At 60.1% G+C, this 26,923-nt stretch carries 28 protein-coding genes; 12 read left to right on the top strand and 16 right to left on the bottom strand.

Going from position 1 to position 26,923, the window contains the following annotated elements; genetic code table 11:
* Nucleotides 1-192 precede the first annotated feature (192 nt).
* Nucleotides 193-492: a hypothetical protein gene (locus soil367_RS17120; RefSeq protein ID WP_136550242.1), complete on the bottom strand. Its 300-nt coding sequence runs from the start codon at nt 490-492 to the stop codon at nt 193-195.
* 65 nt (nt 493-557) lie between these two features.
* Entirely contained in the window at nt 558-1,214 is a 657-nt protein-coding gene (locus tag soil367_RS17125) for a haloacid dehalogenase type II (RefSeq protein WP_136550243.1), read from the bottom strand.
* Nucleotides 1,215-1,452: 238 nt separating this feature from the next.
* Between soil367_RS17125 and soil367_RS17130 the strand changes: the two genes are divergently transcribed.
* The gene (locus soil367_RS17130; protein WP_136550244.1) at nt 1,453-2,076 is read left to right on the top strand and encodes a LysE/ArgO family amino acid transporter; all 624 of its coding nucleotides are present in this window, start codon (nt 1,453-1,455) and stop codon (nt 2,074-2,076) included.
* A 29-nt stretch (nt 2,077-2,105) separates the two neighbouring features.
* Here soil367_RS17130 and soil367_RS17135 read toward each other — a convergent pair whose 3' ends face one another.
* The 6 genes from soil367_RS17135 to soil367_RS17160 all read right to left on the bottom strand — a co-directional run bounded on the left by soil367_RS17135 (nt 2,106) and on the right by soil367_RS17160 (nt 7,195).
* Entirely contained in the window at nt 2,106-3,365 is a 1,260-nt protein-coding gene (locus soil367_RS17135; RefSeq protein ID WP_172962381.1) for a phospholipase D-like domain-containing protein, read from the bottom strand.
* 137 nt (nt 3,366-3,502) lie between these two features.
* On the bottom strand, nt 3,503-3,682 hold the full coding sequence (locus soil367_RS17140) for a KGG domain-containing protein (RefSeq protein WP_136550246.1): 180 nt from the start codon (nt 3,680-3,682) through the stop codon (nt 3,503-3,505).
* A gap of 250 nt (nt 3,683-3,932) precedes the next feature.
* Nucleotides 3,933-4,325 (bottom strand): nucleoside diphosphate kinase regulator, encoded by a 393-nt coding sequence (gene rnk / locus soil367_RS17145; protein WP_136550247.1) that lies wholly within the window; start codon nt 4,323-4,325, stop codon nt 3,933-3,935.
* Between the two features lie 443 nt (nt 4,326-4,768).
* Nucleotides 4,769-5,734 carry a cation efflux transmembrane domain-containing protein gene (locus soil367_RS17150; RefSeq protein WP_136550248.1) on the bottom strand — a complete coding sequence of 322 codons (966 nt, stop codon included), beginning with the start codon at nt 5,732-5,734 and terminating at the stop codon, nt 4,769-4,771.
* Nucleotides 5,731-6,489 carry a substrate-binding periplasmic protein gene (locus soil367_RS17155; RefSeq protein ID WP_216642741.1) on the bottom strand — a complete coding sequence of 253 codons (759 nt, stop codon included), beginning with the start codon at nt 6,487-6,489 and terminating at the stop codon, nt 5,731-5,733. Before soil367_RS17155 ends, soil367_RS17150 begins: the two co-directional genes overlap by 4 nt.
* Before the next feature lie 151 nt (nt 6,490-6,640).
* Nucleotides 6,641-7,195 carry a cytochrome b gene (locus soil367_RS17160; RefSeq protein ID WP_136550249.1) on the bottom strand — a complete coding sequence of 185 codons (555 nt, stop codon included), beginning with the start codon at nt 7,193-7,195 and terminating at the stop codon, nt 6,641-6,643.
* A gap of 331 nt (nt 7,196-7,526) precedes the next feature.
* On the opposite strand from soil367_RS17160, the gene soil367_RS19065 reads away from it, so the two are divergent.
* The 8 genes from soil367_RS19065 to soil367_RS17200 all read left to right on the top strand — a co-directional run bounded on the left by soil367_RS19065 (nt 7,527) and on the right by soil367_RS17200 (nt 15,572).
* Nucleotides 7,527-8,210, top strand: coding sequence for a PepSY-associated TM helix domain-containing protein (locus soil367_RS19065; RefSeq protein WP_136550250.1), 684 nt, complete (start codon nt 7,527-7,529; stop codon nt 8,208-8,210).
* A 7-nt stretch (nt 8,211-8,217) separates the two neighbouring features.
* On the top strand, nt 8,218-8,754 hold the full coding sequence (locus tag soil367_RS19070) for a DUF2271 domain-containing protein (protein WP_246065400.1): 537 nt from the start codon (nt 8,218-8,220) through the stop codon (nt 8,752-8,754).
* Between the two features lie 23 nt (nt 8,755-8,777).
* Nucleotides 8,778-9,587, top strand: a complete 810-nt coding sequence (locus soil367_RS17175; protein WP_136550251.1) for a DUF4198 domain-containing protein — start codon at nt 8,778-8,780, stop codon at nt 9,585-9,587.
* On the top strand, nt 9,584-10,210 hold the full coding sequence (locus soil367_RS17180; protein WP_136550252.1) for a flavodoxin domain-containing protein: 627 nt from the start codon (nt 9,584-9,586) through the stop codon (nt 10,208-10,210). The genes soil367_RS17175 and soil367_RS17180 overlap by 4 nt, the downstream gene beginning before the upstream one ends.
* A 156-nt stretch (nt 10,211-10,366) precedes the next feature.
* Nucleotides 10,367-11,680, top strand: a complete 1,314-nt coding sequence (locus soil367_RS17185) for an imelysin family protein (protein ID WP_216642742.1) — start codon at nt 10,367-10,369, stop codon at nt 11,678-11,680.
* A gap of 184 nt (nt 11,681-11,864) precedes the next feature.
* Nucleotides 11,865-13,280 (top strand): di-heme oxidoreductase family protein, encoded by a 1,416-nt coding sequence (locus soil367_RS17190; protein WP_136550253.1) that lies wholly within the window; start codon nt 11,865-11,867, stop codon nt 13,278-13,280.
* A gap of 103 nt (nt 13,281-13,383) precedes the next feature.
* The gene (locus tag soil367_RS17195) at nt 13,384-14,424 is read left to right on the top strand and encodes an imelysin family protein (protein ID WP_136550254.1); all 1,041 of its coding nucleotides are present in this window, start codon (nt 13,384-13,386) and stop codon (nt 14,422-14,424) included.
* A gap of 29 nt (nt 14,425-14,453) precedes the next feature.
* Complete coding sequence (locus soil367_RS17200) at nt 14,454-15,572, top strand: DUF1513 domain-containing protein (protein ID WP_246065401.1); 1,119 nt, start codon at nt 14,454-14,456, stop codon at nt 15,570-15,572.
* Nucleotides 15,573-15,619: 47 nt separating this feature from the next.
* Here soil367_RS17200 and soil367_RS17205 read toward each other — a convergent pair whose 3' ends face one another.
* The 6 genes from soil367_RS17205 to soil367_RS17230 form a co-directional block, all read right to left on the bottom strand.
* Nucleotides 15,620-15,913 carry a DUF2218 domain-containing protein gene (locus soil367_RS17205; protein WP_136550256.1) on the bottom strand — a complete coding sequence of 98 codons (294 nt, stop codon included), beginning with the start codon at nt 15,911-15,913 and terminating at the stop codon, nt 15,620-15,622.
* A gap of 28 nt (nt 15,914-15,941) precedes the next feature.
* Nucleotides 15,942-16,784, bottom strand: coding sequence for an ABC transporter ATP-binding protein (locus soil367_RS17210; protein WP_216642743.1), 843 nt, complete (start codon nt 16,782-16,784; stop codon nt 15,942-15,944).
* Nucleotides 16,781-17,872, bottom strand: coding sequence for a FecCD family ABC transporter permease (locus soil367_RS17215; protein ID WP_136550257.1), 1,092 nt, complete (start codon nt 17,870-17,872; stop codon nt 16,781-16,783). The genes soil367_RS17210 and soil367_RS17215 overlap by 4 nt, the downstream gene beginning before the upstream one ends.
* Nucleotides 17,869-18,885, bottom strand: coding sequence for a FecCD family ABC transporter permease (locus soil367_RS17220; RefSeq protein ID WP_246065403.1), 1,017 nt, complete (start codon nt 18,883-18,885; stop codon nt 17,869-17,871). Before soil367_RS17220 ends, soil367_RS17215 begins: the two co-directional genes overlap by 4 nt.
* A 31-nt stretch (nt 18,886-18,916) precedes the next feature.
* Nucleotides 18,917-19,720: an ABC transporter substrate-binding protein gene (locus tag soil367_RS17225; RefSeq protein ID WP_246065405.1), complete on the bottom strand. Its 804-nt coding sequence runs from the start codon at nt 19,718-19,720 to the stop codon at nt 18,917-18,919.
* A gap of 321 nt (nt 19,721-20,041) precedes the next feature.
* Nucleotides 20,042-22,021 carry a ligand-gated channel protein gene (locus soil367_RS17230; RefSeq protein ID WP_136550259.1) on the bottom strand — a complete coding sequence of 660 codons (1,980 nt, stop codon included), beginning with the start codon at nt 22,019-22,021 and terminating at the stop codon, nt 20,042-20,044.
* A gap of 112 nt (nt 22,022-22,133) precedes the next feature.
* On the opposite strand from soil367_RS17230, the gene soil367_RS17235 reads away from it, so the two are divergent.
* From soil367_RS17235 to soil367_RS17245, 3 genes are all read left to right on the top strand, one after another.
* On the top strand, nt 22,134-23,081 hold the full coding sequence (locus soil367_RS17235) for a LysR family transcriptional regulator (protein ID WP_136550260.1): 948 nt from the start codon (nt 22,134-22,136) through the stop codon (nt 23,079-23,081).
* 123 nt (nt 23,082-23,204) lie between these two features.
* Nucleotides 23,205-24,077, top strand: coding sequence for an ABC transporter substrate-binding protein (locus soil367_RS17240; RefSeq protein ID WP_136550261.1), 873 nt, complete (start codon nt 23,205-23,207; stop codon nt 24,075-24,077).
* Between the two features lie 361 nt (nt 24,078-24,438).
* The gene (locus tag soil367_RS17245; RefSeq protein WP_136550262.1) at nt 24,439-25,197 is read left to right on the top strand and encodes a class I SAM-dependent DNA methyltransferase; all 759 of its coding nucleotides are present in this window, start codon (nt 24,439-24,441) and stop codon (nt 25,195-25,197) included.
* Here the strand turns inward: soil367_RS17245 and soil367_RS17250 are convergent.
* Nucleotides 25,184-25,525, bottom strand: a complete 342-nt coding sequence (locus tag soil367_RS17250) for a zinc ribbon domain-containing protein YjdM (protein ID WP_136550263.1) — start codon at nt 25,523-25,525, stop codon at nt 25,184-25,186. The two genes, soil367_RS17245 and soil367_RS17250, sit on opposite strands and share 14 nt — an antisense overlap.
* 121 nt (nt 25,526-25,646) lie before the next feature.
* Complete coding sequence (locus tag soil367_RS17255; RefSeq protein WP_136550264.1) at nt 25,647-26,846, bottom strand: cation:proton antiporter; 1,200 nt, start codon at nt 26,844-26,846, stop codon at nt 25,647-25,649.
* Nucleotides 26,847-26,923: the final 77 nt, after the last annotated feature.

A 26,923-nucleotide genomic window follows, 5' to 3' on the forward strand; every position in this document is an offset into this window, starting at 1 on the left:
AGGCGGTCGAAACGAGAGCTTATCAGCTAAAGCGGTGGGTTAGCCTCTGCGGGGCTTTTGATCGGCCTTGCACTCTGGCTCCAGCCCAGCAATTGTCGGATGTGCAATGCGCATCGTTGACGGTGTACCGCGAGGTCACCGGTGCGCGGTGCACACCTTCAGGATCAGGCCGCTGTTGACTCGCCGACCTGCTCAACGAGCCAGAAAGCCAAAGACATACCACCCATAAAGCGCCAGGGCTGCAACCGGTAAAAGATGTAAAAGCAGAGCCCAGCTACTGGCTCCCGCGAGATAAAGCGCGATCACGGCCAGTGCCGACAACACGCTAAGCCCCGGCAGCACGTATATGGCCCATTCCAGGACCTGGCTCGCTAAGCGGGACAGGTGTTTGTTGCTTGCGGCTGCCCCGCCCCCGAATATGGCTCCGATAAACGCCATGTAAGACACCATCAACTGGAAGATAGTTCCTGCCACCAGCAGTCCAAGACTCATGCTTATACCGCTAACATCTAAAATGGTTGGACCGGTTCGGATCGCCCAGCGTTTCGACTTACCTATTACAGTTTCTGCGCGACTTCCAGGACAGTTTTGCCGAAGTAGTCGGGCTGCGCCCCCGCCGGGTTGATCACCTTGCCCGGCCGGGCGACAAATGCTGTGCGGCAGCCAGCGGCGGCCGCGCCAGTGATATCCCAGGCATGCGCCGCTACCATGGTTATTTCACCGGTACCGACCCCAAGACGTCTGGCGGCCATCCGATAGGGTTCAGCGGCGGGTTTATAGCGTTGTACTTCGTCCACTGAAAGAATGTGCTCGAAGTAAACCGAGAGCTGAGCCGACGCGAGCTGCTTTCGGGCCGCAGTGAGCGTGCTGTTGGTCAGGGCCGCCAGCGTGAAGCCCTTGCTGTTCAGCAACTCCAGCGCTTCGGCCACATCCTCATGGGCCGGAAGGGTCATGATGCCATTGATCAGGCTCTGCTCGTCTGCGCTGGTCACCTTGATGTTCCGGCGGCGGCCGACCATGGCAAGAGCGCTTTTCGCGAGTTCGCCAAAGGGCCGATAGTCATCCACAATCGTTGCGGTCAGCCAGTTTTCCTGCAGTGTGAGAAACCACTCCTGCCGGGTGGCGCTGCCCCCAAAAAGTCGCTCAAACAACGGGTCAAGCGCACTCACATCCAGTAGCGTCTCGTTGACGTCGAAGACCAGGTGCTTTGTCATGGAGAATCCTTTCTTTGCCAATGGCGGCCGCCACTCGGATAGTAGCCCGCCAGTCTCAGATAGAAAAATGTTCTAACGTCATACACGCCCGATTCGTCATGCGCAACGCGTAGCTCCGACGCAGTCACGGCAGATGGCACCCAGTTACCGTGTTAGGGCGGCAACGCCATTTCCACCAGCACGGTTCAGCTGTGCTAGTGTCCCGGTCAGAATCCAACGCTGGGGAATCATCAAAAGTATGGGCGCGTTACTTTCGGGTTTTTTTCTTGGTTTGTCCCTCATTGTCGCCATTGGCGCGCAGAATGCGTTTGTGCTCAAGCAGGGTATCCGAAAAGAGCATGTTTTCTGGGTATGCCTGGTTTGCGCGTTATCGGATGCGATACTCATTTCCTTTGGCGTGCTCGGATTTTCCTTCGTTCTGCAGAAAATCTCATGGCTCCAGCCGGTCATGCTGTTCGCCGGTGTTCTGTTTCTCGTGGGGTATGGCGCGAGAAGCTTATGGGCGGGCCTTACCCACGACAATGAGTCCCTGGCGCCCAGCGCCCATGAGCCCGCGCCGCTCAAGCAGACGCTGGCAGTCTGCCTGGCGATCACCTGGCTGAACCCCCACGTCTATCTGGATACGGTGGTCCTGATGGGCACGGTGTCCGCCCAGTTCGCTGGCGAGCACCTGAAGTTCCTGACAGGCGCCGTATCCGCATCGTTCCTGTTCTTTTTCTCGCTGGGCTATGGGTCGACTTTTCTGGGCGCACTCTTCAGGAAACCGCTTGCGTGGAAGGTGCTTGATATTGCTATAGGCCTGGTCATGTGGGCGATCGCGTATCGTCTTGTCAGCGAGTTCGTTGGTTTTGACGTGTTCTAAAAAAGCCGGGAAGGGTACCGTTATCTCCACTAGATCTGACCCTTGAGCTGATAGGCGCACCAATCGAGCACACGCTGGCGCCGCGGTCGTTTGCTCCACTGCTCGAGCGTCAGTTTGCGGCAGTGTTGCAGGTCCCGTTCGAACGCTTCTTTTAGCTGCGCCGCGATGTCCTTGTCCATGAGCCCGACGCCCGCTTCAGTGTTGAGGGCCAGCGAGCGCGCATCGAGATTAGTCGAGCCTATGTGGGACCAGACGCCGTCGATAATGACAATTTTCTGGTGCAGAAACGTTTTTTCGTACAGGTAGAAGTCTATACCGGCGCGTAGCAGCCGCTGGTACAGCCGCTGGCCAGCCCGGCGGACAATTGGGCTGTCGGAGTGACGGTCCGGAATCATGACGCGCACCTTGACGCCTCTGGCGACCATCTTCTCAAGGAGGTCGGGCAACGCCGGCGCTGGCACAAAGTACGGGTTCTGGATGATGATCTCATGGCGAGCGCTGGCGATGGCCAGCATGTACAGCAGCGCGACTGATGAGTGCCCCCCAGCGGTTGAGCTGCTGACCACGTGGCTCGTGACGGTTCCCTGCTGCCGCGGCTCCAGAAAACACCCTTCATCGAGGGGTGGCGAGCCCGTCGCCTCTATCCAGTCTTCTGCAAAAAGAGCCTGGAGCGGACAGACCACAGGCCCTTCCAACTGTACGCCGGTATCACGCCAGTGTTGCTCATCCTGACCGTGGCCGCGCCACTCATCACGGATGCCGTGGCCGAACGTGAATCCCACTTTGCCATCAACAATGAGCAGCTTGCGGTGTGTGCGGTTATTCAGACGGTGGATATTGAACCGTATGATGCGGTGGTAGAACCCTACCGACACGCCGCTTTCTCGCAGCAGGTTCAGCTGTTGCCCGGATGCATTCATAGCGCCGACGGTGTCTACCAGCACTCGCACGACAACGCCTTCCTCTGATTTTCTGCACAGCAGTTCGACGAACTCGCGTTCGGTCCTGCCTCTGTTCCACACGTAGGACTCAAGGTGGACGGTACTGCGGGCATTTTCGATCGCGTCATAAAGCGCGTCCAACAGGTCACCATCCTGATAGACCTGGGCTTTATTGCCCTCGTAAAGAGCGCCACCGGTAAGGCCGGCAAGCTGTCTGAGCCCATGCTCGATTGGCGGTATACGCTCCAGATGAAGGTTAATAGCGGGAAGTGATCTTCGACGCGATACAACGAAGTAGATCGCGGTCGCAACAAACACGGCTGTCATCAGAGACAACGTAAAAAGCATGACTCTCCTATGATGAGGCGCTGGCCTGTGACGGGATGAACGGCCCCTGCCGTTGGAAGCCGGGCGACGTAAACAAGAAAAGGGGCTTCGTGCCCCTTTTCCCATTCACTGCAAGTCAGACCCATTCGGCTCCCGAATCAGTCATTTCTGTGACTGTTCTGGCCACCTTTTTTACCGGCCTTGCTGGCCTCTTCTGAGTCAAACTCGTGAGCACTGCCCTTCTCATGGGCTGCCTTACCGCCTTTGCTGGCGATCTCTCTCTGCTTCTCCTTGTCCATTGAAGCAAAACCACGGTTATCGTCTTTATCGTTAGCCATTTTAACGCTCCTTGTCTGGTTTGTTGCAGCGCCTCACAGGCGACTGGATTGCGGCACCGCCGAAAGGCGGCTTAAGCGGTTCAGCTTGCCTGCGGGCCTGAACCCGAATCCGCCAGGTAAAGCTGACATCCACCCTAGCAATTTACATCCAGAGCGGCTAATTAATGCGAGGTAAGGGAATCAGTTAAAATTGGTTTAATTTCAATGGCATAAACGATCAGTTGAGCTTGAGCCCCGGGCGTACCTGCGGTTAGGCTGCCAGCGGATGCGCAATGCTCAGTATCCGGATCTGTAATGGCTCCCGGCCCTGCATGGGCCAGTCAATTACTGCCCCCACTTTCAGTCCCAGCAGGGCTGCGCCCGCGGGTGCGAGAATAGATATCCTGTCTGAGCCGGACTGCAGTTCGTGGGGATACACGAGCTCCATTTCATGTTCGCGGCCGGTGTTTTCATTCCTGAAAGCCACACGGCATCCCATGGCTACTACATCGTCAGGAAGTTCTGCCCGATTGACGAGCGTTGCGCGGTTCAGTTCCTCCTCAAGGCTTTCCACAGTCGTATCGTCCGGGTCAGCTTTGTCCAGCAAAGACCTGAGGCGGTCATAGTCTTGGTGAGTCACTACAATTGTCGGCAAACGGGCCATTCTCTTGCTCCAGGATTCATCAGATCGGATTTTCGGGCGGAGGTCGGGTTCGCTGAACCCGAAGAGAACTAGAGCACTGTTTGGTTAATTCGCTGGGTTACTGCGACTTCTGAAGGGCGGCAGCGAATTAACCAAACAGCGCACTAGGCTCGGGTCCAGCGGGCGCAAAGCAAGTCGAGCGTGCCTGTCGAGACAGCCGCGCATGCACGAACGCAGGAGTGCATAGAGAGCATGTTTCCGGGGAGTCTGTGCATGGGTCTTTCGTCCGGAGCCGGTGGTAGATCAATCATAGGCTTCGCTGCCAGGAAAAGCATCTGTCCTGTCAACCGCACAGCTGATCCGTGCCCGCCTCAGACCACGGCCGGGTTTTCCAGCAGCCGAGGGTTGTCATTGCATCACGTGCCCATCCTATGCTGTAGGGGCCGAAGCTCCTGACTGGGGCTTTAGCTCTCGGTCTTCAATGGGGCGCGCAGGCTCGGAACAGGGGTGACCACGACTTCATAGATACGCCAGTCATAGTCGGTGAGAAAATCCGCGACCTCATCAATACGCCGGGTCAGGTTATCGTCGCTTTTCGGGACGATGAACGCTTCGCCGCTGAAAACGTGCCCTTCTTCGCGAAGACGAATCGCCACATCCTTGATCCAGTCCTGTTCTTTCAGCTTCGCTTCCAGGCGTTCCGACAGGTACTCGGGTTTACTGCCAGAGGTGAACTGCGGGCGTCGGTCAAGCAGATCCCCAACCGCTTCCCCGACGTTCCTGAAGCCGTCTTTCGTTACGTCAAGCCCGATGATCGCACCCGCAACCGCATCCGCCCACCAGAAACCCAAGCCAACCCCGAGCACACCGACAACCCCGGCAAGGCCGGTCATCCAGTCAGCCTTACTCATCTTGGCATCGACGAATACGGTTTTCTCATGCACCTTGGTCGCGGCGGGCTGCTGCAGCCGGCCGATAATAAACGGCGGAATGACGCTGTAAACCAGCGCAGCAACCATGAGATAACCCATCCAGACGGTCTCACCGAAAAGCTCAATGGCCCCGATCGACGGATGCTCGGCTTTTATCAGTTTTATTGCAGAGTCGAGCACCAGGTAACTACCGAGAAGAGCCAGAGCTACGGCGGAGCACAGAAAAGCGATGACGGTCGCGCGCTGGTATCCGTAGGGGTATGACTCGTCCGGGACCCGGCTGCGAAACCGCATGGCAATAAGAAAGGCGATAGGCGGCAGTAGCGCCAGCATGTCCTCATACCAGGCAGCCTTCATAGCCTGGCTGCTGCCCAATACCAGGAACAGCGCAACGACTATGGAAAGCCGGAAACCGAGGTTCCACCATTCCAGCCGGATGAGGTACCGCAGGTCGTCTTCTTTCTCCGCCGGCAAGTTGTACGGCGCTCTGATCTTCATCCCCCGGCCTCCAGTTTCTGAAGACGCTCGCCCAGACCGGAGAGCCCGTTGAGGTGGCGCTGCGTGACCATCATCCAGCCGTTTTCCCCTTTCGGTAGCGCAAACACATGCTTGTCTGTTGCCAGTTTCCAGGGGCCGGGTTCAAAGCCGTGGGCACGCAACCACCAGGTGGGCGCCGCGACCGCGCCGTCCGTCGTTGCAGCAGTGCTGGACGTTATCGGCTGGGCGCCTTTGCCGACGAGTGCCTTGTGCAGGTGATTCACAGCAGGCACCGTCACGGTCAGATCGTCCAGAGAAAGGGGCAGAGGCGCAGGCCTGGGTACGCCAACCGTGTAGACAGAGCTAAAGTAGGGTTTTGTCAGCGCTGAGACGCTGGAGAGACGTTTGCTTTTGGTCAGCCCGCCAATGACCAGGTCCAGTTGGAACTGCTTGAGGGCCTCCAGCAGCGCCGACTCATTGCCCCAATGCCAGCGAACCTCAGCGTCCAGTTTTTCCGCCAGGTCCATCACGATGTCAGGCTCAAGACCCACCGCGCCAGTATCGGTACGGATAACCCAGGGCGAATTTTCGGTGACGCCCACGTCCAGGAAACCGCCTTTGACCTTATCAAGCGTACCCTCGATATCCCGCGGATAACGGCAGCTCGACAAAGCGGCGATGCTCAGGAGGAGAATCAGGAGGGCGAGACGCCCAAGGAGGCGCCGTCCGGCTGACAGCGATGATCCAGTCCTCTCGGGCCTGCTGTACCTGATCACATTATCATCCTTGACTCAGGGGCGGTTGAGCTCCTCCTGCTCTAGTCTTCCAGAGGCTGTGGTGCGCCTCTGGAAGAGTCGCGGTGATCAGTAATCACCACTGAATCAACCGTAGCAGCCGCCAAAGTCAGAGCCAATTACCGCTTCTCCATCACTCCCGCTGCCGCTCCCCCAGCATACGCGCCAGCACATCTTCATCGGCAGACCGGCGCCGGTGCACGAACACCATGACCACATGGCCAACGATCATCGCGAGAAGCGCCCAACCCAACCAACTGTGTAGCACGCCCGGGGCGGTCATCCAGTCAATCTCGCCCTCGAAGCCCGGCATTAGTGAGAGGCCAAGGGGCGAGAACTCGCGCCCGGAGCCGTACTGGCGTAACAGTCCGATCAAAGGGATAACCACCATCAATCCGTACAGAACCAGATGCCCCAACTGGGCCATAACGTTGAGCGGCGGCGGCCGATGGCCTCGGTTATGCAGAGACCAGAGGCCGCGGATGATGACCAGAACAATCAGCAGCAAACCAACGGTTTTGTGCGTGCCCCACAGGAATTGCTCAATGGCGGTGTCCTCAAGCAGCCAGTGCGCAAGTGCAGACGCAAACTGCCAAAGCAGGATCACGGCCATGCCCCAGTGCAGCATCCGGCTGACGGAGCCATAGCGTTGTTCGTTGTCTTGCAACTGCCAATGAGCGGTGGCCATGAGGATTCCTTTCTGAAACTGGGACGGATGGTATTTCAGTGGGGCTGACCGCACCCTCGGACTCGAGCCCAACCCGAACTGAAGTCCAGCCCAAACTAAAGCGATAGTCCCGTTATACCGGGCTCCTCCAGCAGCGCCAAGCAAAGGTGGACGCCCAATTTTTCCGTACGGCCGGTAGTTCGTCCACAACAGCCGAAACACAACGGTGCCAGCAAATAAGGAAACAATGCGAAAAGCGCGACGCGAACAATAGTCATATGCGAATGTGAATTGAACGCATTTGAAAACCTATCTATGCTACGCCTCCATTGCATAGGTTAAGGCCGCCTGGATGCCTCCCGAATCTCAGAGTTCGCCGTCAGTTACCGCAGTTAGGGCTGACACCCACCGCGGGCAACGCAAAAAAGCCGGATTTCGGGGCGGCCTGCTGCGCCAAATGCTGACCTGGCATTGGATAAGCTCGGCCCTGGCACTGTTTGGGATGCTCATCTTTGCGGTGACCGGATTCACCCTGAACCACGCCGGTCAGATTGGCGCCGAACCGGTCGTGGAAACCGTAGAAACAGAGCTCCCCGAGCCTGTGCTCAACGAATTGATAGGGTTTCAGGCGGAAGGGCAAAAGCATTTGCCCGAAAGTCTGGTCAGTTGGCTGGACGAAGCTCACGCGATCCGTCTTGGCGGGGGACAGCAGGAATGGTCCGAGTATGAGCTTTACGTGTCCCTGCCCCGGCCCGGCGGCGATGCCTGGCTGAGCATCGAGTTACCGGGCGGCGCGGTTGTCTACGAGTCGACCGAACGCGGCTGGGTCGCCTACTTCAACGACCTGCACAAAGGCCGGAACACCGGTACGGCCTGGAGCTGGTTTATCGACTTTTTTGCCCTGGGCTGCGTGATTTTCTGCCTGACCGGCCTTGCGGTGTTGTGGTTGCACTCCCGCGAGCGAGCGGCGGTCTGGCCGGTGACAGGCCTGGGCGTTCTTATGCCCCTTTTGCTTCTGCTGCTGTTTGTTCATTGAGGCTGTTATGTCGAAACGACTTTTCATGACGTTAAAACAATGGATGGCCCTGGGCCTGATGACTGCAGCGGCGCCTTTTTCTGCAGCCGCCGAGTTGGCGCTTGAGGTTGAGATCCCCCGGCTTCAGGTTGCGGAGTACCACCGGCCCTATGTCGCAATCTGGATAGAGACTGATAAAGGCGCGCACCAGCAAAACCTCGCGCTGTGGTTTGACCACGACATGGACGATAACGAAGGCACCAAGTGGCTCAAGGATCTTCGCCTCTGGTGGCGCCGCAGCGGCAGGGAAGAGTCTTTTCCCGTCGACGGTTACGCCGGCGCGACCCGCCCGGTGGGCACCCACAGGCTGACGTTCTCCGACCAGCAGGCGCCCCTCAACGCCCTGCCACCCGGCAAGTACAAGCTCGTTGTAGAGGCAGCCAGGGAAGTAGGCGGTCGGGAAATGATCCGCCTGCCTTTCGAGTGGCCCATCAATACCCCTCAGAACACATCCGCCGAGGGTGAGCACGAACTCGGGCACATCCAGCTGAACCTGAACCCCTAAAGCAACATTCCGGAGACAGAGACATGACTGTAAAAAATCTGGCAGCCTGCGCCCTGGCGCTCCTTACGGTTGGGGTTTCGCTCCAGGCCCAGGCCCATCGCGCCTGGATGCTACCCTCAGCCACAGTGCTATCCGGCGATGAAGCCTGGGTGACGGTCGACGGGGCAATATCCAACAGCGTGTTCTACTTTGAGCACCATCCCCTGCGACTGGATCAGCTCGAGGTACGTTCTCCCAGCGGCAAGTCCGTCGAGGCGCAGAACCAGGCGCAGGGCATGTACCGCTCGGTTTTCGACGTGGAACTGGTAGAGGACGGCACCTACACCCTGGAGATACATAATAACGGCGTCTTCGCCCGCTATAAGCTGGACGGTGAGACCAAGCGCTGGCGCGGAACTTTCGACGAAATCGATGAGATACCGGATGGCGTGGATGACCTGAGTATGAGCGAGACAGACCGCCGCATTCAGGTATTCGTCACCAAAGGTGCACCAACACCCGGCACCTTCAAGGTTAGGGGTGAAGGTTTGGAGATGCAGCCGATTACTCACCCCAATGACCTGTTTGCGGGCGAAGCCGCACAGTTCAGATTTCTGCTGGACGGCAAGGCCGCAGCCGGCCTGGAAGTCACCGTTATCAGGGACGGAATCCGCTACCGGGATCAGGTTAACGAGCAGGTATTGAAAACCAATGAAGACGGCGTCGTCGAGATTCTGTGGGACGAGCCCGGCATGTACTGGCTGGAAGCCGAGTCCGAGTTGGACAGTAAAAAGCTCGAGGATGCGTCCCGCCACGTGGGCTACAGCGCAACGCTTGAGGTACTGCCTCTTTGAGCCTATGGCTTAAGCTCGCGATTGTGGGCTTGATCGCAGGACTTGTAGCGGTATGGCAGCTTGGGGACGTCGACCCGGCGCGACGCTGGCTCGCGTCCCTCTCCTTGCTGCTTTACGCCGTCATTCTGCTGCGATACAGCCAGAGAACCAAGCCGGCGCACAACAGTACTCCGGAGCAGAATCCGGACGGGTGCGACTACCTCATCGCCTTCGCGACAGAGACCGGCACCGCGCGTGCGCTGGCCCTTAAAACCCAAAAATGGCTTAAAAAGAGCGGCATCAGAACATCGCGCGCAGAGCTGAACCGCCTGCGTGATTTCCCCGCGCCGCGGCGCGCGCTTTTATTGGTCGTCAGCACAACCGGGAGCGGCGATCCGCCAAAAACAGGCAACCAATGGCTCGACGCCGGTGATCTTCCGGATGATTTCTCCCGCTGCCATTATGCTGTTCTCGCACTGGGCGATCGTACTTACCCCAACTTCTGCGGCTTTGGCCTGGAGGTCGCGGCGTGGCTGCGGGCTTTCGGTGCAACCCCCCTGTTTGATCCGGTACTGGTGAGCCAGGAAGATCCGCAGTCCGTTAACTACTGGTTCCGGCAACTGAAATCGAAAGGGCTGCCCTGATCGGGACCGCCGCCTGGGCCGAGGTCCGTAAGCGCACCTGTCGCTTCGCATACAACCCGCTTGCACTGTCGGGTTTTCGTCCACATAATCGCAAACGATAATTGTTAATATTAGCGATCCATCCAGATCGCGAACGTTCATTACATGGAGCCCACAATGAAAAGCATGTTTCGCCCTGCCCCGCTGGCGCTGATTGCCGCCACGGCTTTGACGGCTGGTTGTGCCAACAGCCCCTGGTCTGGACACAGTGAAAAGGCCGGTAAAGCGTCGGAGCCTGCCACCAAAGCAGCCGTCGTTTCGCATTACGCCGATCTGGCCCACGCCAACTATGAAGACGCACTGATCACCGCGCGGGCGCTGGACGAAGCTACCGATCGGCTGATTGCCAACCCAACCGAAGCGAATCTGCAGGCCGCCAAGGAAGCCTGGCTGGCCGCGCGGGTCCCCTATCAGCAAACGGAGGTGTTCCGGTTCGGTAATGCCATCGTTGATGACTGGGAAGGCCAGCTCAATGCCTGGCCCCTGGATGAAGGTCTGATCGACTATGTGCAGGCCGGCGACTATCAGCACGAATTGGGCAACGCAGGTGCCACTGCCAACATCATTGCCAGCAACAACGTCAACGTGGGCGGCACTGCTGTGGACGTTTCAGCGTTGACCCCTGAATTGCTGGCCAACCTGAATGAGATCGGTGGATCCGAGGCGAACGTCGCCACTGGCTACCACGCGGTTGAATTCCTGCTCTGGGGCCAGGACCTGCACGGCTTCAAAGCTGGCGCCGGCGAGCGGCCAGTTACCGATTACGCTAAAGGCTCTGATTGCACCAACGGCAACTGCGAACGCCGCGGCGCGTACCTGGATGCCGTGACCGACCTTCTGGTTGCTGATCTGGAGTGGATGGTTGACCAGTGGGCCGATGGCAGCAACGGTAACTATCGTGCTCAGCTGACCTCAGCCGACGCTGGCGAAGGCGTTCAGAAGATGCTGTTTGGCATGGGCTCCCTCTCCCTGGGCGAGCTCGCGGGTGAGCGCATGAAAGTCGCACTTGAGGCCAACTCCTATGAAGACGAGCACGACTGTTTCAGCGACAATACCCACAACTCGCATTACTACAATGGCCAGGGCATCCGGAATGTCTATACCGGAACCTACCGTCGGGTCGACGGCAAGCTGGTCACGGGCCCGTCCCTGTCCGACCTTGTTGAGCAGAACAATGCCGAACTGGATGCTCGCCTGAACCGACAGCTCTCGGCTTCCATGCAGGCATTGGCCGCCATGAAAGCCAAGGCTGAGGCCAGCAATAACCCCATGCCTTTCGACAACATGATTGCACCGGGTAATGAGGCAGGGGCTCAGACTGTTAATAACGCCATCATGGCTCTGGTTGCCCAGACCGGCTCCATTGAGCAGGCCGCCCGCGAACTCGGCATCGAGGCGCTGTCTCCGGACGACGCTGGCCACGCGTTCTGACATTTGCCTGGATCCGTCACCGGGGCGGTAGTCCGCCCCGGGTTTCTTCCGGAAATGGATTCTCAAGGGTACAAGCACGCATTTTTGACCGAGAACCGTTTTCAAGGACAAGAACAAGCCATGGAAAGCCTGTCCCCGGCGGGGCATTCTTTCCATGGCTTCTTCCGTTAAAAACATGATGACTATGACAAGATCGCTGGCTCTGCTACTTCTGCCCCTCCTCGTGTTGTCAGGACGCCCGGTGCTGGGCGCTGAAACCCACGCCGGCTTCCCTTTGCAGACCTCCCCGGACACCGGCGGTGAAGGTACCGTGGAGCAGGCGGACAGTAACGCGTTCTCTCTGCCCCAGGGCAACCTGTCCATGACCAAGCGCCTGGACTTCAGCGTCGGCAACAGTTTCTTCCGCAACCCCTGGGTCGAGGCGCCGGCCAGCACCGATGCCCGGGATGGCCTGGGTCCGCTGTTCAACACAAACTCCTGCCAGGGCTGTCACCTTAAGGACGGGCGCGGTCACCCGCCCAGCGCAAAAGCGCCGTCGGTCTCCCTGTTCCTGCGGCTCGCCGTACCTGCAGATCCCGTTGTGGATGCGGAACTGTTGCGCATGCACGGTTTCAAGCCCGCGCCGGTCTATGGCAGCCAGCTACAAACCGCCGCTTTGCCTGCCGCCAAGCCCGAGGCGGAACTGGTACTGACCTGGCAAACCGTGACTGAAGTGCTGGCGGACGGTACAGAGGTCGAATTACAAAAGCCCCAGTACAGTATCGAAAACGCCAATTACGGCCCGCTGCCGGAGGATCTTCTGATTTCCCCACGCGTCGCCCCCCAGATGATCGGGATGGGGTTGCTGGAGGCCATCCCCCTCGAAGCCATCAGGCAACGCGCTGACCCAGAGGACGCGGACGGCGATGGTATCTCGGGCAAGCTCAACCAGGTCTGGGACCTGGCGACACAACAGACGGTGCCGGGACGGTTCGGCTGGAAGGCAGGGGAGCCGGACGTTCGCCAGCAGAGCATGGGGGCGTTTGCCGGCGACATGGGGCTGACCTCAACACTGAAGCCAACGACGGACTGCCTGACCGGGCAGGAATGCGACAGGTTTGCCCACGGCGGTGAGCCCGAGGTCAGTGATAAAATCGCCAATTTCGTGGTGTTCTATTCCAAAAGCCTGGCGGTGCCGGCTCGACGTAACCTGGGCTCAGCCACCGTGCAGCAAGGCGCGAAACTCTTCAACGAAACGGGATGCGCCGACTGCCATACACCCAACTTCAAGACCGGGCAGGTTGAAGACCGGCCGGACCTGAGCAACCAGATTATCTGGCCCTATACCGATCTGCTCCTGCACGACATGGGCCCCCGCCTGGCTGATGGCCGGGGTGAGTTCCTGGCCAGCGGAAATGAATGGCGCACCCCGCCACTCTGGGGCATCGGCCTGGCCCAGGTGGTCAATCCACACTCCGGCTTCCTCCATGACGGTCGCGCCCGAACCTTTGAAGAGGCAATACTCTGGCATGGCGGCGAAGCCAGAGCGGCCGCAGAGCGATATCGGCAGATGGCCGCGGAAGATCGCCAGGCGATTGTCGACTTTCTCGGTTCGCTTTAGGCTCTTGTTGGATTCGTTAAGCTCTCGTTGCATCCGCCCAGAACGCCTTTTTATACGCTCTGAACCTTGCTGAACCTCTCTTTACCGGCATTTGAGGACTTCCATGCAGACTTTCTTGAAACACCTATGTGGCTCAGTTCTCGTGCTGATATCCGCTGCCGCGGGGGCCGGCCCAGCGGAGACCCACCTTGAAGCCAGAAAGCAATGGCATCAATCGATCCAGGCGGCCTACCAGGCCCTTGAGCAAAGAGCCGATGCGTATGCCGAAGCCGCTGGCGACTATTGTTCGGTTCCGAATGACGGTGCACGACGGGAGGCGGAACAGGCGTGGCAGCAAGCCTTTTTGGCCTGGCAACAGGTCCGCTTCGTCGACTTCGGCCCGGTGGAACACAATAACCTGGCCTGGCAGTTTCAGTTCTGGCCCGACCCGAAAAATCTTATTGCCCGCAAAGCCAGTTACATACTGAAGAGCGACGATCTGATCTCCAGGGATCTCATCGGCTTGTCAGGCGTTGCTGTCCAGGGTTTCCCCATGGCGGAATACCTGCTCTTCGATGAAGACTTGAACAACGGCGACAACGCCCTCCCCGCCACAAGGACCTGCAGCCTTCTGACCGCCGTCGCACACCACATCGCCGCGAACAGCAGCCAGCTCAACCGCGATTGGGCCGGCTTCCGGGACCACTACATCGGCACCGACCAGTACCGTGACACGACCGTGCGTGCCGGTATGACGGCCCTGGAGATACTGGAAGAGCGACGGCTGGCCCAGCCCATGGGCTTGCGCGGCACCGGTAAACGCTCAGCCTATGCGGCCGATGCCTGGCGCAGCGGCACCAGCCTGAAGACCATGGAGGCGACGGTCCGGGGGTTAGAAGCGCATTATCTACCGGGTCTGGCAGTGCTTCTGAAAGAGGCCGGTGAGCAGCAGCTGGCCGACCGCATTGACGCTCAGTTCGATGAGGTTCTGCAGAACTTTCCCCAGCTACATGCGCCCATCATCGAGCTGTTGTCTGAGGACGAACGGTTTCGTGAACTGCAGGCTTTCTACATGGATATAGCCCAGCTGAACACGTTGGTAAATGACCGGGCCGCCGTGGCGCTTGGCGTTGTACGGGGTTTCAATTCCAGCGACGGTGACTGATGCCAGTGTTCAACAGGACCCGTAACCACGTGGTAAACAACCCCCCGTCAACAACACAACCCAGCCGTCGGCAGCTATTGAAAGCCGGCGTGGCCGGCGGAATTGGCGCAACGCTTTTGGGCTGCAGTCTCCTCCCACGCAAAGCCGACCACGGCCCCGAACACTTTACCGGGGCCATTGGACTGCCCACCGGCGAGTACGCCGTTGGCGCCATCGATCGGCAGGGGCGTCCGCTCTGGCAGGCCCCGGTGGGTACCCGCTGCCACAGCGGCTGCAATCGCCCCGGCGCAGCCCAGGTCCTGTTTTTCGAGCGCCGGCCCGGCTGGTCGTTTTACGTTTTTGATCAGTCCAGCGGCGCCCGCGTGCAGCATGTCGAAGCGGCACCGGGCGAGCACTTTGTCGGCCATGGCGTCTTCTCCCCGCAAGGGCGCTGGCTCTATGCCGCCGCCAGCCGCTATGACGCAGGCGAGGGTATAATCGCGGTGTACGATGCGGACAACGCTTACCTGCGCGTCGACACCTTTGAACTGGGCGGCATCGGCCCCCACCAGCTGACACTCCATCCGGACGGCGAAACCCTGGTAATAGGCCTGGGCGGCATTCTGACCCACCCGGACTACGACCGCATCAAGCTCAACCTCGATACCATGGACCCTGCGCTGATCCTTATGAACCGCCGCTCCGGGCAAGTCATCGGGCGATTTCATCCGTCCCGGCATCAGCAAAGTGCGCGGCATGTGGATGTGAGCCCGGCCGGTGAGGTGTACGTTGCCTATCAGTACCAGGGACCGCTCTACCAGAAGCCCGCGTTGCTCGCACGCCTGGACCGGGGCGAGTTGCAGGAATACCGCTTTGACGAAGATACCCAGGCGGCGCTGGCCAACTATATCGCCAGCGTGATCGCCCACCCTGAGAATGATCTGGTCGCGGCGGCTTCTCCGGTTGGCGGGACCGCCGTCATCTTTGAGGGGCGTAGCGGCAGCCTGATAGCGCGCGCGTCCATCCCGGACTGTGCCGGGGTGCAGGCGCTGGCGGGCGGTGACTTCCTGATCTCCACCGGGCAGGGCAAGCTGGTCCGCCTCGGCGCATCGGGCGTCCCGCAGGAGATCGCCCAACTGCCGGTGTACTGGGACCACCACCTCGTCTGAGTCGGGAAGGCAACGGCTAACTGTCTGCTTGTGCCTGTTTCATATCCTCAAGGCGCCCAGGCGACGGTCAGTTTTTCCCCTTCCCGGCCGCCTGCCGCAAAGCGCTCGAGGTGCGAGCCGGTAACGTCCGCCACAGTTTGTACGTTTTCTCCGTTTTCGGCCTCAGCCCGAAGCAGCAGCGCGGTCTCGTTCGCTTCCAGTTTGCAGGTGCCCATGTCGAAGTGTATTTCGCCCCGAGTGCCCTCCCAGGTCGCTGGAATCTTGTGGCTGAAGTGTCGGCACAGTCGAGCGATGTAACGCTCGCCGTGGGGTGTGGAAACATGAGCCTTCAGTGTCTTCATACATTACGCCTTGTTTTGTGGGCAAGCCTCACGAGGTCCTGCCGTTAAGATCGGCGCGGCGCACATTGAACAGCAGTGGCGCGCCAGTGATCGGGTCTGGCATCAGTTCGCAATCGATGTCGTAAAGCAGGCGGATCAGCTTCGGCGTGACAACCACCCCCGGCTCACCTTGCGCTACGATAGCGCCGTCTTTCATGGCCACCAGATGGTCGGCGTAGCGGCACGCACTGACCAGATCATGCACTACCATGGCAATGGTTTTGCCGGCGCTGGCCAGATTGCGGATCAGCTCGAACACTTCTACCTGATGACCGAGATCGAGTGATGAGGTGGGTTCGTCCAGCAATAACAGGGGTGTCTGCTGGGCGATGCTCATGGCGATCCAGGCGCGCTGGCGCTGGCCGCCGGATAGCGTGTCGAGTGCCCGCTCCGCCAGCTCGGTGACGTCCGCCGCTGCCAGGGCCTGTTGCACCGCGGCCTGGTCTTCTCGCGACCACTGCCTTAGCCAGTCCTGGTGGGGCTGGCGGCCGAAGCGGATCAGATCCAGCACGGTCATGCCTTCTGGCGCAGAGGTCTCCTGGGGCAGCATGGCCAGTTTGCGGGCTACCTCCCGCGACGGTCGGCTATGAATCTCGTGGCCGTCCAGTAAGACGGCACCCGCTCGCTGGCGATGAATACGTGACAGGCCATTGAGCAACGTCGACTTGCCACACCCGTTTGGCCCGACGATCGCGGTGACTTTGCCGTCGGGTAGCGCCAGGTCCAGATCATCAATAACAGGACGGCGACCGTGGGCCATGGTCAGCTTTTGTGCCACAAGGCGGCTTTGGTTAGTTGCCAATTCACTGTTGGAGCCGCGCTTCTGCTTCATCCCAGTTTTCCCGAGGGTCGTTTCAGGAGTATCCAGAGCAGGTAGGGGCTGCCTGCAAGCGCCGTAACTATTCCCACCGGAACCTCCAGCGGCGAGAGCATCACCCTGCCCGCCAGATCCGCCAGCACCATGATGATAGCCCCGGTCAGCCCGGCGCCCAGCAGAGGCACATAGCCCGGACGATTCAGGGCGCGGGCAAATTCCGGCGCGATCAACGCCACCATGCCGACCGGACCCGCCACTGCAACCGCCAATCCGGTCAGCAGTACCGACAAGACAAGACCGCCGCTACGGATATGCCCCGGTCGCCTGCCCAGTCCGATCGCCACCGCATCCGGAAACTGCAGGGTTCCCAGGCCGCGGCCAAGCAGCAGGCACAAGGGCCAGGCCAGCATCAGCCCGCCCGCGAGAAGCTGGACCGCGAACGGGTCCCTTGCGTTGAGGCTGCCCACGGTCCAGGGGTAGGCGGCGTTGGCATCGTCAATTGCGACGCGGCTCAGCATGAGCTGGGTCATGGCCCCGGCAATGGCCCCGATCCCTAGCCCGGTAATGATGAATCGGTAGCCCTGGGTCCCGCTCCGGCCCGCCAGCCCGAACGCCAGCGCGGTGGCCGTAGCGGCGCCGGTGAGTGCCATCATGGGCGGGGCCACACTGATGCCCGTACCTACCACCGAAGCTACCGCGAAAGCCGTGGCAGCGTTGTCGATGCCAATGATGCCCGGGGTTGCCAGCCGGTTGCGGGCCAGGGTCTGCATCAGGCAACCGGACAAAGCGAAGGCCACACCGGTCAGTACCGCTGAGACGAGTCGGGGCAGACGCAATTCTTCTATGACAAACCGGTGCATTGGCGCACCTTCACCGCTCAGGGCCAGCAGCACCTGGTGCGCGCTCAGGGTCACCGTACCGAAAGAGAGGCTGGCGACAGCACACATCAGCAGCGTAAAGAGGAGCCCCAGGTTGGCCAGCGCTGCGCGGCGATCAAGAAGCAGGTTCAGACGCCCGGGCGGCAACCGGGCCGGCAAAAAGATATGCCAGTAGCCCGGCGGTTGACTGAAAATACCATTCTGATCCTGGAAAGGCTGTCTCATAACGTCGGCATCCTTCTGGCCCGGACAATGGCGAGCAGCACAGGCGCACCGATCAATGCGGTGACCACGCCAAGCGGCAACTCTGACGGCGCTGCAACCAGTCGGGAGACGGTGTCAGCCAGTACCAGCACCGCTGGGCCTACGGGCAGGCAAAGCCAGAGCGTCTTGCGGATATCTGCGCCGGCCAGAGCCCGGGCCAGAAATGGCACTACCATACCGACAAAGACCAGCGGTCCGGCCAGTGCGGTGGCAGCGCCAACCAGAAGCGCAACCGCGAGCACTACCAGCAGGCGAACGCGGCCCGGGTGTTGCCCTAACCCGACCGCCACGCGCTCGCCCAGTGTTAGCGACGCCAGTGGTTGCGCCACTGCGACCACGATCACCCCGCCCAGCAGCAGCGTTGGCAGCGCCGCCAGCAGTTGAGGCCACTGCCGACCAGCAATACTGCCCGTGACCCAGAAACGTATTTCGTCGGCAGCACGCTGGTCCGCGAGCATCAGCAGAGAGGTCAAGGCCAGCAACAGGCCGGACAAGGTAGCACCAGCGAGCACCAGTCGGATGGGGTCATTACCCAGACCCTTCATGCGTGCCGCAGCAATGACGAAGGAACAGCCTGCCAGCGCACCCCCCTGGGCGACCAGCGTAGTCAGGGTGACTGTACTCGCGCCCAGCATGATCGCCAGCGATACGGCAAAGGCACTGCCGGCGCTGACCCCGAGCAGTCCCGGCTCGGCCAACGGGTTTCGGGTCAAAGCCTGCAGCAGGGCCCCTGCAACCCCCAGGGCCAGCCCGGTAGTGATGCCCACGGCAAGCCGGGGCAGGCGCAGCTCAACCAGCACAAACCGGGCTTCTTCGCTGCCGCCACCGCCCAGCGCTGCCAGAGCGTCCGCAATCGGCACCGGCCCGGCGCCCAGTATCAGACTGGCGCCGGCGGTCATAAGCAGCACCAACACAGCGAGACCGAACGCTTTCGTGCAGACACTTTGGGGGCGCGTGGTCATCGTTCGTCGCACTGACTGCTCTGGCGCCTCGGACACTGCTGCGTCAAGGCTTGCGGCCGCTGACCGCAGCCGCTACGGCGTCCAGGATCTGCCCGGCCACGAGAGGGCCCGAAGCACTCGTCCACTCCTGACCATCCACCGCAACAACCTGCCCGTTTTCTACTGCCTGCAGGCGACGGAAAGCAGGCGACCTGGAAGCCGCGTCCAGTGCTTCTTTGCCGTCTTTGTTCAGCGTCGCCAGAAACAGCCAGCTCTGGTCGATGGCGGAGAGGTTCTCCTCGCTTAGCGGGTGACTGTGAGGCCGCCCCGCGTTGACCAGCCCGGCGTCGCTGACGTCAAAGCCGACAGCGGCCAGTAACGTGGCCGAGAAAATCCCCGGGCTCATGACAAGGGCGCCCTGGGGCATCCAGCGGACAATAGCTGCATCCCGCTGCCCTTCGGGCACATTGGCAGCCACCAGCTTCGCCACCTCAGCGATGCGTCGCTGCACCTTATCGATTGCGGCCTCACCCTGCGCCTCACGCCCTAGCGCCCTGGCAAAAATTCGTGTCTCCCTGATCCAGCTATCGCTCTGATACGGGGGCACGTCCGGTGCCACCGTTGGCGCGATCAACGAAAGCAACCGGTACTGCTGGGGGCTGGTCCAGCCCGGTGCAAGGATAATGTCCGGTTGCGATGCGAGCACCGCCTCCAGGTTGGTTTCCCCGGGCGCGCCGACAATCTCGATATCGTCAGCCAACGGCTGGATATAGCTGGCTACCGAGGTCCCACCGCGGGTGATAACCGCGCCCACTGGCTCGGCGCCCGTAGCGATTGCCGTGTCCAGCGCGCCTTCGTACAGGGTCACAACACGCTCGGGGACGCCCGCTACCTCAACTGGTCCAAAAACCGTTTCGATACTGCGGGCATCTGGCCCGGCGTCTGATCGGGCCAGAGCAGTCGGGCTGGCCAGGGCGACTGTGCTAGCCGCGATGACTGTGCAAGCCGCGGAGACTGTGCAAGCCGCGATTACTAGGTGAACTAGGGCGACTAAGCGAGCGACGGTAGGCTGCCGGGCTCTACCGGCTTGCCGTGAATGTTTGAGCAACTGTCTAATGATGGTCATTGTGATCGTTTCTCCGTTCCAGCCAGAATCTCAGAGCGCGGACCCCAGCGTCCGCGGGCCTGTTCAGAAGCCAATATTCAGCGCCAGCCAGTAACGTCGACCATCCTCAACCAGACCGTATTCTTCGGTGGTGACAGATTTATCGAGCAGGTTATAGACCCCGGCCTTAACTTCGGCCTCGTCAGTCAGTTGGTAGCCCAGCCCGGTATCCACCAGGGTGTACGAGGGCGCCACCAGTGCATCCTGGGAGGGCCCGGTATTGGGCTGGCTTTCTTCGCCGCGGTAAGTGGCCGATAGCCAGGGTGAGACGCGTTCGTTGAGGAACCAGCGCAGGGACACTGTGGCAATATGCTTGGGCAACTGGGTCAGTGGCTCGCCCTCGTATTCACCGGATTTCTGTTCGGAATCGGTGTAGGTATAGCTGGTGTCGATCTCGAGGCTGCTGATGATAGGTGCGCGCAAAGCAAACTCCACGCCCCGGGTAATGGCTTCGTCCACGTTGACGCGCGTGGTCGGATCGGAGCCAAACTGGTTGGGTCCGTCTGTGCAGACAGTGGCTGGGCAGGCGACGCGGGTAATTTTGTCTTCAAAGTCATTATGAAAAACGGTCACGTTGCTGCTGAAGCCACCCGGTACCCGATAGTGCAGGGAAATTTCCTTGGACACGGAGGTCTCAGGCTCCAGATCCGGGTTGCCGTAGACGTCCCCACCCCGGCTGATCTGGCCCCAGTCCGGCGTCACTTCGCGAAGATTTGGCGAACGGAAGCCCGTGGACACGCCGCCTTTGACCGTCCAGCGCGGCGCAAAGCCCCATACTCCGTAGAGCCTTGGGCTGACATGGCTGCCATAATTCTCATCATCATCCAGGCGCACCCCGCCGGTCAGCGAGAAGTCTTCTGTTAACAGCCACTCATCCTCTGCAAACAAAGCCCATTGGGAACCCTCCACCCGGGTCCGGTCGGAAATCTGGTTAGTGGTCTGATCCTTCAACTCTTCTTCTTCATAGCTGGTGCCAAGGGAAACGATGTGGTCGCCTAGCGGGACCACAACACTGGACTTGGCGAGCGTGTTGGTGATCTCGATATCACGGCTTTCGTTATGGGTGGATTCACGCTGGACATAGGAATCCGTGTTCCCAAAGGACCATCGTCCAGTATGAGACAGCGCGTAGAACTTACGGAAATGCTCGGATTCTGAGTCAGAACAGCCGCCTCTGCCACAGTCTTCCGTGGGCTCGGAGACCCCCATGAAGCCGCGCCGGTGCTGGTCGACGATGCCGCTTTCCAGCATGAAGTCATGGTCCTCGGTGGGGGTGAAGGAAAGCCGGCCGGTAACACTCTGCAGCTGCTTTTCCTCATAGCCGTCGATGATCTGATCTTCCTCTCGGGTGTACTGCCGGCCATAGATCTGCAGACCCAGCAGATCGGTCGCGAGCGGCCCGCCAACAAAGAAGTTGGTCTGGTAGATATTGCCAGAATCCTGATCTTCCTGCAGAACCGTGTCCAGCTGCAGCTCCCCGCCCCACTGCTGAGGCACTTTGCGGGTAATCACGTTGATGACGCCGCCGAGTGCGTCCGAGCCATACAGCGTCGACATGGGCCCGCGAATGACCTCGATGCGTTCAATTGCACCCATCGGTGGCAGCCAGTCCTGCTCAAACCCGGCGCTGCCATTGGGTCGGCTCTCCCGGCTGGACACCCGCTTGCCATCCACCAGCATCAGCGTGTAGCTGCTGGGCATCCCGCGCATGGTGATATCCGCCCCTCTGTCGCCGGAGCCGCCGCCAGTAACAATCACCCCGGGCACATCTCTCAGTACATCAGTGACATCCCGAAACGCACCGCGCTCGATCTCTTCCCGGCTGATGACGCTGATAGAGGCCGGCGCGTCCACCACCTGTTGCTCGTAGCCGCTGGCGGTAACCACCAGCTCGTCGAGGACCAACGGCTCCTGGGCTGCGAGTCCGAGCGATGTCAGGCTCAACGAGACCAGCGAAACCAGAGGCAAGGGCCTGGGGGCGTGAACGGAAAACGGTGATTTCATTGCGACAGCTCCAGCAGTGGCACTCCAATTGATCGCGAATGATAATGTTTCCCATTAGCGACAAGAAGGTGATAAGCTGGCACACGCTGTTGCAGAAAGTGGAACTCTTCTCATGTATGACCTCAAAGAGCTTGAAGCCTTTGCTGCTGTGGTGGCGTCAGGGAGTCTGAGTCTGACTTCCCGTGAGATGAACCTGCCCAAGTCCACGCTGAGTCGCCGCATACGGCAGCTGGAAGCCAGTATTGGCCAGCCCCTGCTAAGGCGGGAGGCCAACCAGCTCACGCCCAACGACGCCGGGCTCATCTTCTATAAATACTGCGTGGAGATGCTCACGCTGGCGCGGCAGAGCGCAGAGGCGCTGAACGAATTACGTCGGGAGGTCACCGGCGAGTTGGTCATTCGGTCCCATGAGGCACTGATGCGCGGTTGGCTGGCCCAGGCAGTGGAACGCTTCATGTCTCAGCATCAGGCAGTCAACATACGCGTGCACACCCAAACCAGCGCGCCATCGGGCCAGGCTGGCCATAAGAGTCGTGATAGTGGGGGGCGCGACAACATCTGTCTGTGGTTAGGGCAACTGGGGCAAAGCCCCCTGCGGCAGGAATTGCTGGGGTCCCTGAGCCAGGGCATCTATGCCCATCCCGACTATCTTGATGCCCACGGCCGACCCGAAACGCCCAATGATCTGCACAGGCATCACTGGATTAATCGGCTTGGCAGACCCGACGGCACCAAGGCCCTGGCGCTCCACCACAGTGTCCACGGCGCCTTTGCAATGCAGCCGCCCGCCACCTGTATCCAGTTCGACCAGTACTGCCTGCAAGGGGATGCAATCGTCCGCAAACAGGGCCTGGGGCTTTTGCCCCACTGGATGGTGGAACAGCGACTACGGGCGCATCCGGGTACGCTGGAGTTGTGCCTGCCGGAGTGGCAAGGTCCCGCCCTGCCGGTCTGGCTGCTCTACCCCCACGGCACGTTACCCCGCCGCACCCGGGCATTTCTGACGCATCTGCGCGAAGCGCTGCCCGCTGGCTGGAATAGCCAGCAGCACGCCGCCTGAACTCACCCCAACCCGTTGCTGTTTGCGGAACAGCACGTCCAAACTTCTGCCTTCACAGCCGTGGTAATGTCCTGCCCGATGATAGTGATTCCCATATGAGACGCAGACTCACCAGGAGATTCCATGAAGGTCGCTAAGACAGTTGCCGTTGCAGTAGCACTCAGCACATCCATGGCCTTAGCGCCCGTCGCGCTGGCCCAGGCGGCCAACCCAAGCCTTATCAGCTATGACCTCGGCAGTCTCGATACGCTCGACGCCCTCGACCTCAGTGCCCAGGTAAAGGCCGTGCCAAAACAAAGCCTTCCCGAATACCTGAGCCATTATGCCAGCGATGAATACGCCGACGCCGGCAGCCTGAAGTCCCCCGACGTCGAGGCGATACGCAAGCTGCGACCCGACCTGGTGCTGGTCACGGGACGTCAGGGCGAGATAGCGGAAGAAATCCGAAAAGTCGCCACGGTAAAGGACGTCAGCATGCCCGAAGGCGAGTTCGCCGACGCCGTGTCCGACCGAGTCATGAGGCTGGCGGAGCGTTACGGCGCTGAAGACCAGGCCCAGGCCGCCCTGAAAGACCTTTGGATCCATACGGAAAAACAGCAGCTGGCCATCCAGGGCAAACCGGAAGTTCTCGTGGTGACCCACAACTCCGGCAGCTTCAGCCAGCGCCAGGAGCCGGTCGTCGCCGAACTGCTGAAGCTCCCAGCCCCAGCCGTACCCGAGCAGGTAGAGCCGGTCACCCGAGGAACCCGAACGTTCATCCCGCTTACAGCAGAAAATATGGTCGCAATGGCGCCCGACGTGCTCCTGATCGTCGACCGCAGCGCCGCCATTGGCGATGAGCCGCTGGACAGGCAGAAGCTGATACAGGACCTCGCAGCACAAGGCGGCAAAGACATTAAGGTAGAAGTGCTGTCCCCCGGACTCTGGTATCTGTCGGGTGGCGGGCTGCAGAGTGTGCGGTTGCAGGTCGATGAAGTTGTGGCGGCACTTCAGTGAACAGCCGCCTTGCTGAGCGGGTCGCAACTTAAAGACCAGCGCCGGCCAACGCGCAGCAGGACCTCCTTCCGATAGGGATGTCGGCAAGATCTCTGTACCCGCTCCAGTCTCACGAGCTACGTTGAGCGGACTGTCGGCGTTGTCGCGTTCTCGGATAGATGACGCGCTAATTGCCCGGCGCTGCGGCTCAGTTAGGACTACTACACTCTTAGAAACGAACAACCAGAGCCACGTGATCAGGGCTTTGCCAGCCAACGGAAAGTGGCGTCGAGTACCCATATGACTTCCGGTGCTGGGATAGATGCGCCAGCATAGATCTGCGGCTAAACTGCCGCCACTGCGCCCAGGAATGCCGCTCGCCATGACCGCCAACGCCCTCTACACCGACCTGTCCGCCTACTACGATCTGATGTGCGCGGATATCGACTACAGGACCCAAAGCCAGGGCGTACACAGGCTCAACCGCATTTTCGGCAACGGCAGCAGCCTTCATCTCGACCTCGCCTGCGGGACCGGACCGCATGTGCGCCACTTCCTCGACCTGGGCTATGCGAGCACTGGCCTGGACATCAACGAGCCCATGCTGGACAAAGCCCGGCTGCGCTGCCCCGAGGCCCAGTTTATACGGCAGGACATGGGTGACTTCAGTGTCGAGGAACCGGCCGACCTGATCACCTGCTTTTTATATTCGATCCATTACAACCAAGGGCTTGAGCGCCTCGAAAGTTGTTTCGCCTGCGTTTATGAGGCCCTGGCAGCCGATGGGGTTTTCTGCTTCAACGTGGTCGACAAGAACAGGATCGACAACAGCGCCTCCGTAAGACATGCGGCAGACCACGACGACAGTCACTTTGTGTTCCGCTCCGGCTGGCACTACCCGGGCAATGGTCACCGGCAGTCTCTCAAGCTCCGCATTGATAAAACCACGGCAGAGCTGACCCAGTCATGGCAGGACGAGCATCCCATGGTCGCGCTGGGTTTTGGGGAACTGCAACAGATGCTCCGACCCTGGTTCGACGTCCATCTACTTGAGCATGAGTATGACCGGATTGCGCCATGGGACGGCGTATCAGGTAATGCCCTGGTGGTCTGCGTAAAAAGGCCCGTCAGGCTTTCTTGACGAATTCGGATTTCAGCTTCATTGGCCCGATGCCGTCGACCTTGCAGTCGATATCATGGTCGCCCTCGACCAGCCGGATATTCTTGACCTTGGTGCCGACCTTCACCACCAGGGACGAGCCTTTTACCTTCAGGTCTTTTATAACCGTGACCGTATCGCCATCGGCCAGCGTGTTCCCGTTAGCGTCCCTGACCCCAGGTTCGTCAGCTGCGTTGCCCGGATCCTCTTCGGTTTTCCACTCGTGGCCGCACTCGGGGCAGACGAAGAATACGCCGTCTTCATAGCTGAACTCTGACTGGCACTGCGGGCAAGGAGGAAGTTCACTCATGATAGGTTCACTTGGTGAGTTGGTTATTTTGCAGACGTTCAGCGGGACTGTGTAGCGCAACGCTTGCCGGGAGCAGCAAAGTGTAACCGATGTTTCGTCGCGTGGAAGCGGTTACGACGCCTCACGAACGCATGACTCGCCTCACAAACACAGGCCCCACCAGCTCAAACAAAATGGTGGAGGCCACCACAACGGGCAGCAGGCTGTCGCGATACGCTGGAAAACGCTCGGCCGCCAGCAGTGCCATGCCAAGGGCCACGCCCGCCTGCGGCGTTAATGCCAGACCGATATTCCGTGGCAGTGATTGGGCTCTCCTGCGGTTGCAGATCACGGCCAGGTACCCCCCGACCACCCGCCCGACAAGGCGTAGAATGACGTAAGCGCAGGTCAGGCCAATGGCATCATCAATCTGGTAAAGATCGACACTCGCCCCCGAAAGCACGAAGAAAAACACCAGGAACGGCCATTCTATATGCTCAATCTCTCTGAATGACCGGGTGTGGTGGTGGGACAGATTCGCAACCATACAGCCTGCAACCATGGATGCCAGAAGCGCTGAGACGTCAAGCAGCGTCGAGAGTCCGGTCAGCAAGAGAATCAGGGCGATTGCTTCAACCTGCGTCGGCTCGCCGGGCCTTAGCCGGCCCGTCAGCTTGGCGGCCGGCATACCAACCATGGTCCCCAGCACTATAGCGCCGCCCAGCTCCCAGAGGGCATGCAGCAGGGCCACCTGGCCATCGTTGCTTATAACCCAGCCAAGCATGGCCATACTCAGACCAAAAACCACTATTCCCCAGCCATCATCAATCGCGACGATGCCCAGGATAACTTTAGCCCGCAGCCCGGTATCGCCGCTCTCGCGCACGGTCTCTGACACGGCAGCGGGGTCGGTAGCAACTGAAATCGCCGCGAGCGCGACGGCAACCACGAGCGGGAAACCCAGCAGACTCAAACCACCCCCGACTACCAGCCCGCCGCCGATAATCACGAAGAGAGACGTAATCAGAATGAGAGGGCCGGTGTCGCGCAGGCGGTCAACCGTCAGCTCGCTGCCCAGCAGGAACGCCACCATAACCAGCGCAAGCTGTGTCAGCGGAGCGCTCAGTCCACCCAATATGTCGCCGCTCGCAGCGCCTAACCAGACCTGATGCACCACGGCAATGCCGACGCCGATCAGCATCAGAATGGATATTCGCGGCACCCGCGTTCGGCGGGCCAGAGTATCAGCGAAAATGCTGAGGGAAAGGATAACCCCCAACAGGACAATATTCAGTGTGGCTTGGGAGGCCTCTGCCAGCCAGCCCTGGAAATGCTCAAGCATGGGAACTGTCCGGTCGTCGCCTGCGTCAGAGGTTTGGTTGCGGTCGATCCATGGTTCGATCTTTTCAATGATCGGTA

It is taken from the genome of Hydrocarboniclastica marina (assembly GCF_004851605.1).
Taxonomy (GTDB): Bacteria; Pseudomonadota; Gammaproteobacteria; order Pseudomonadales; family Oleiphilaceae; genus Hydrocarboniclastica; species Hydrocarboniclastica marina.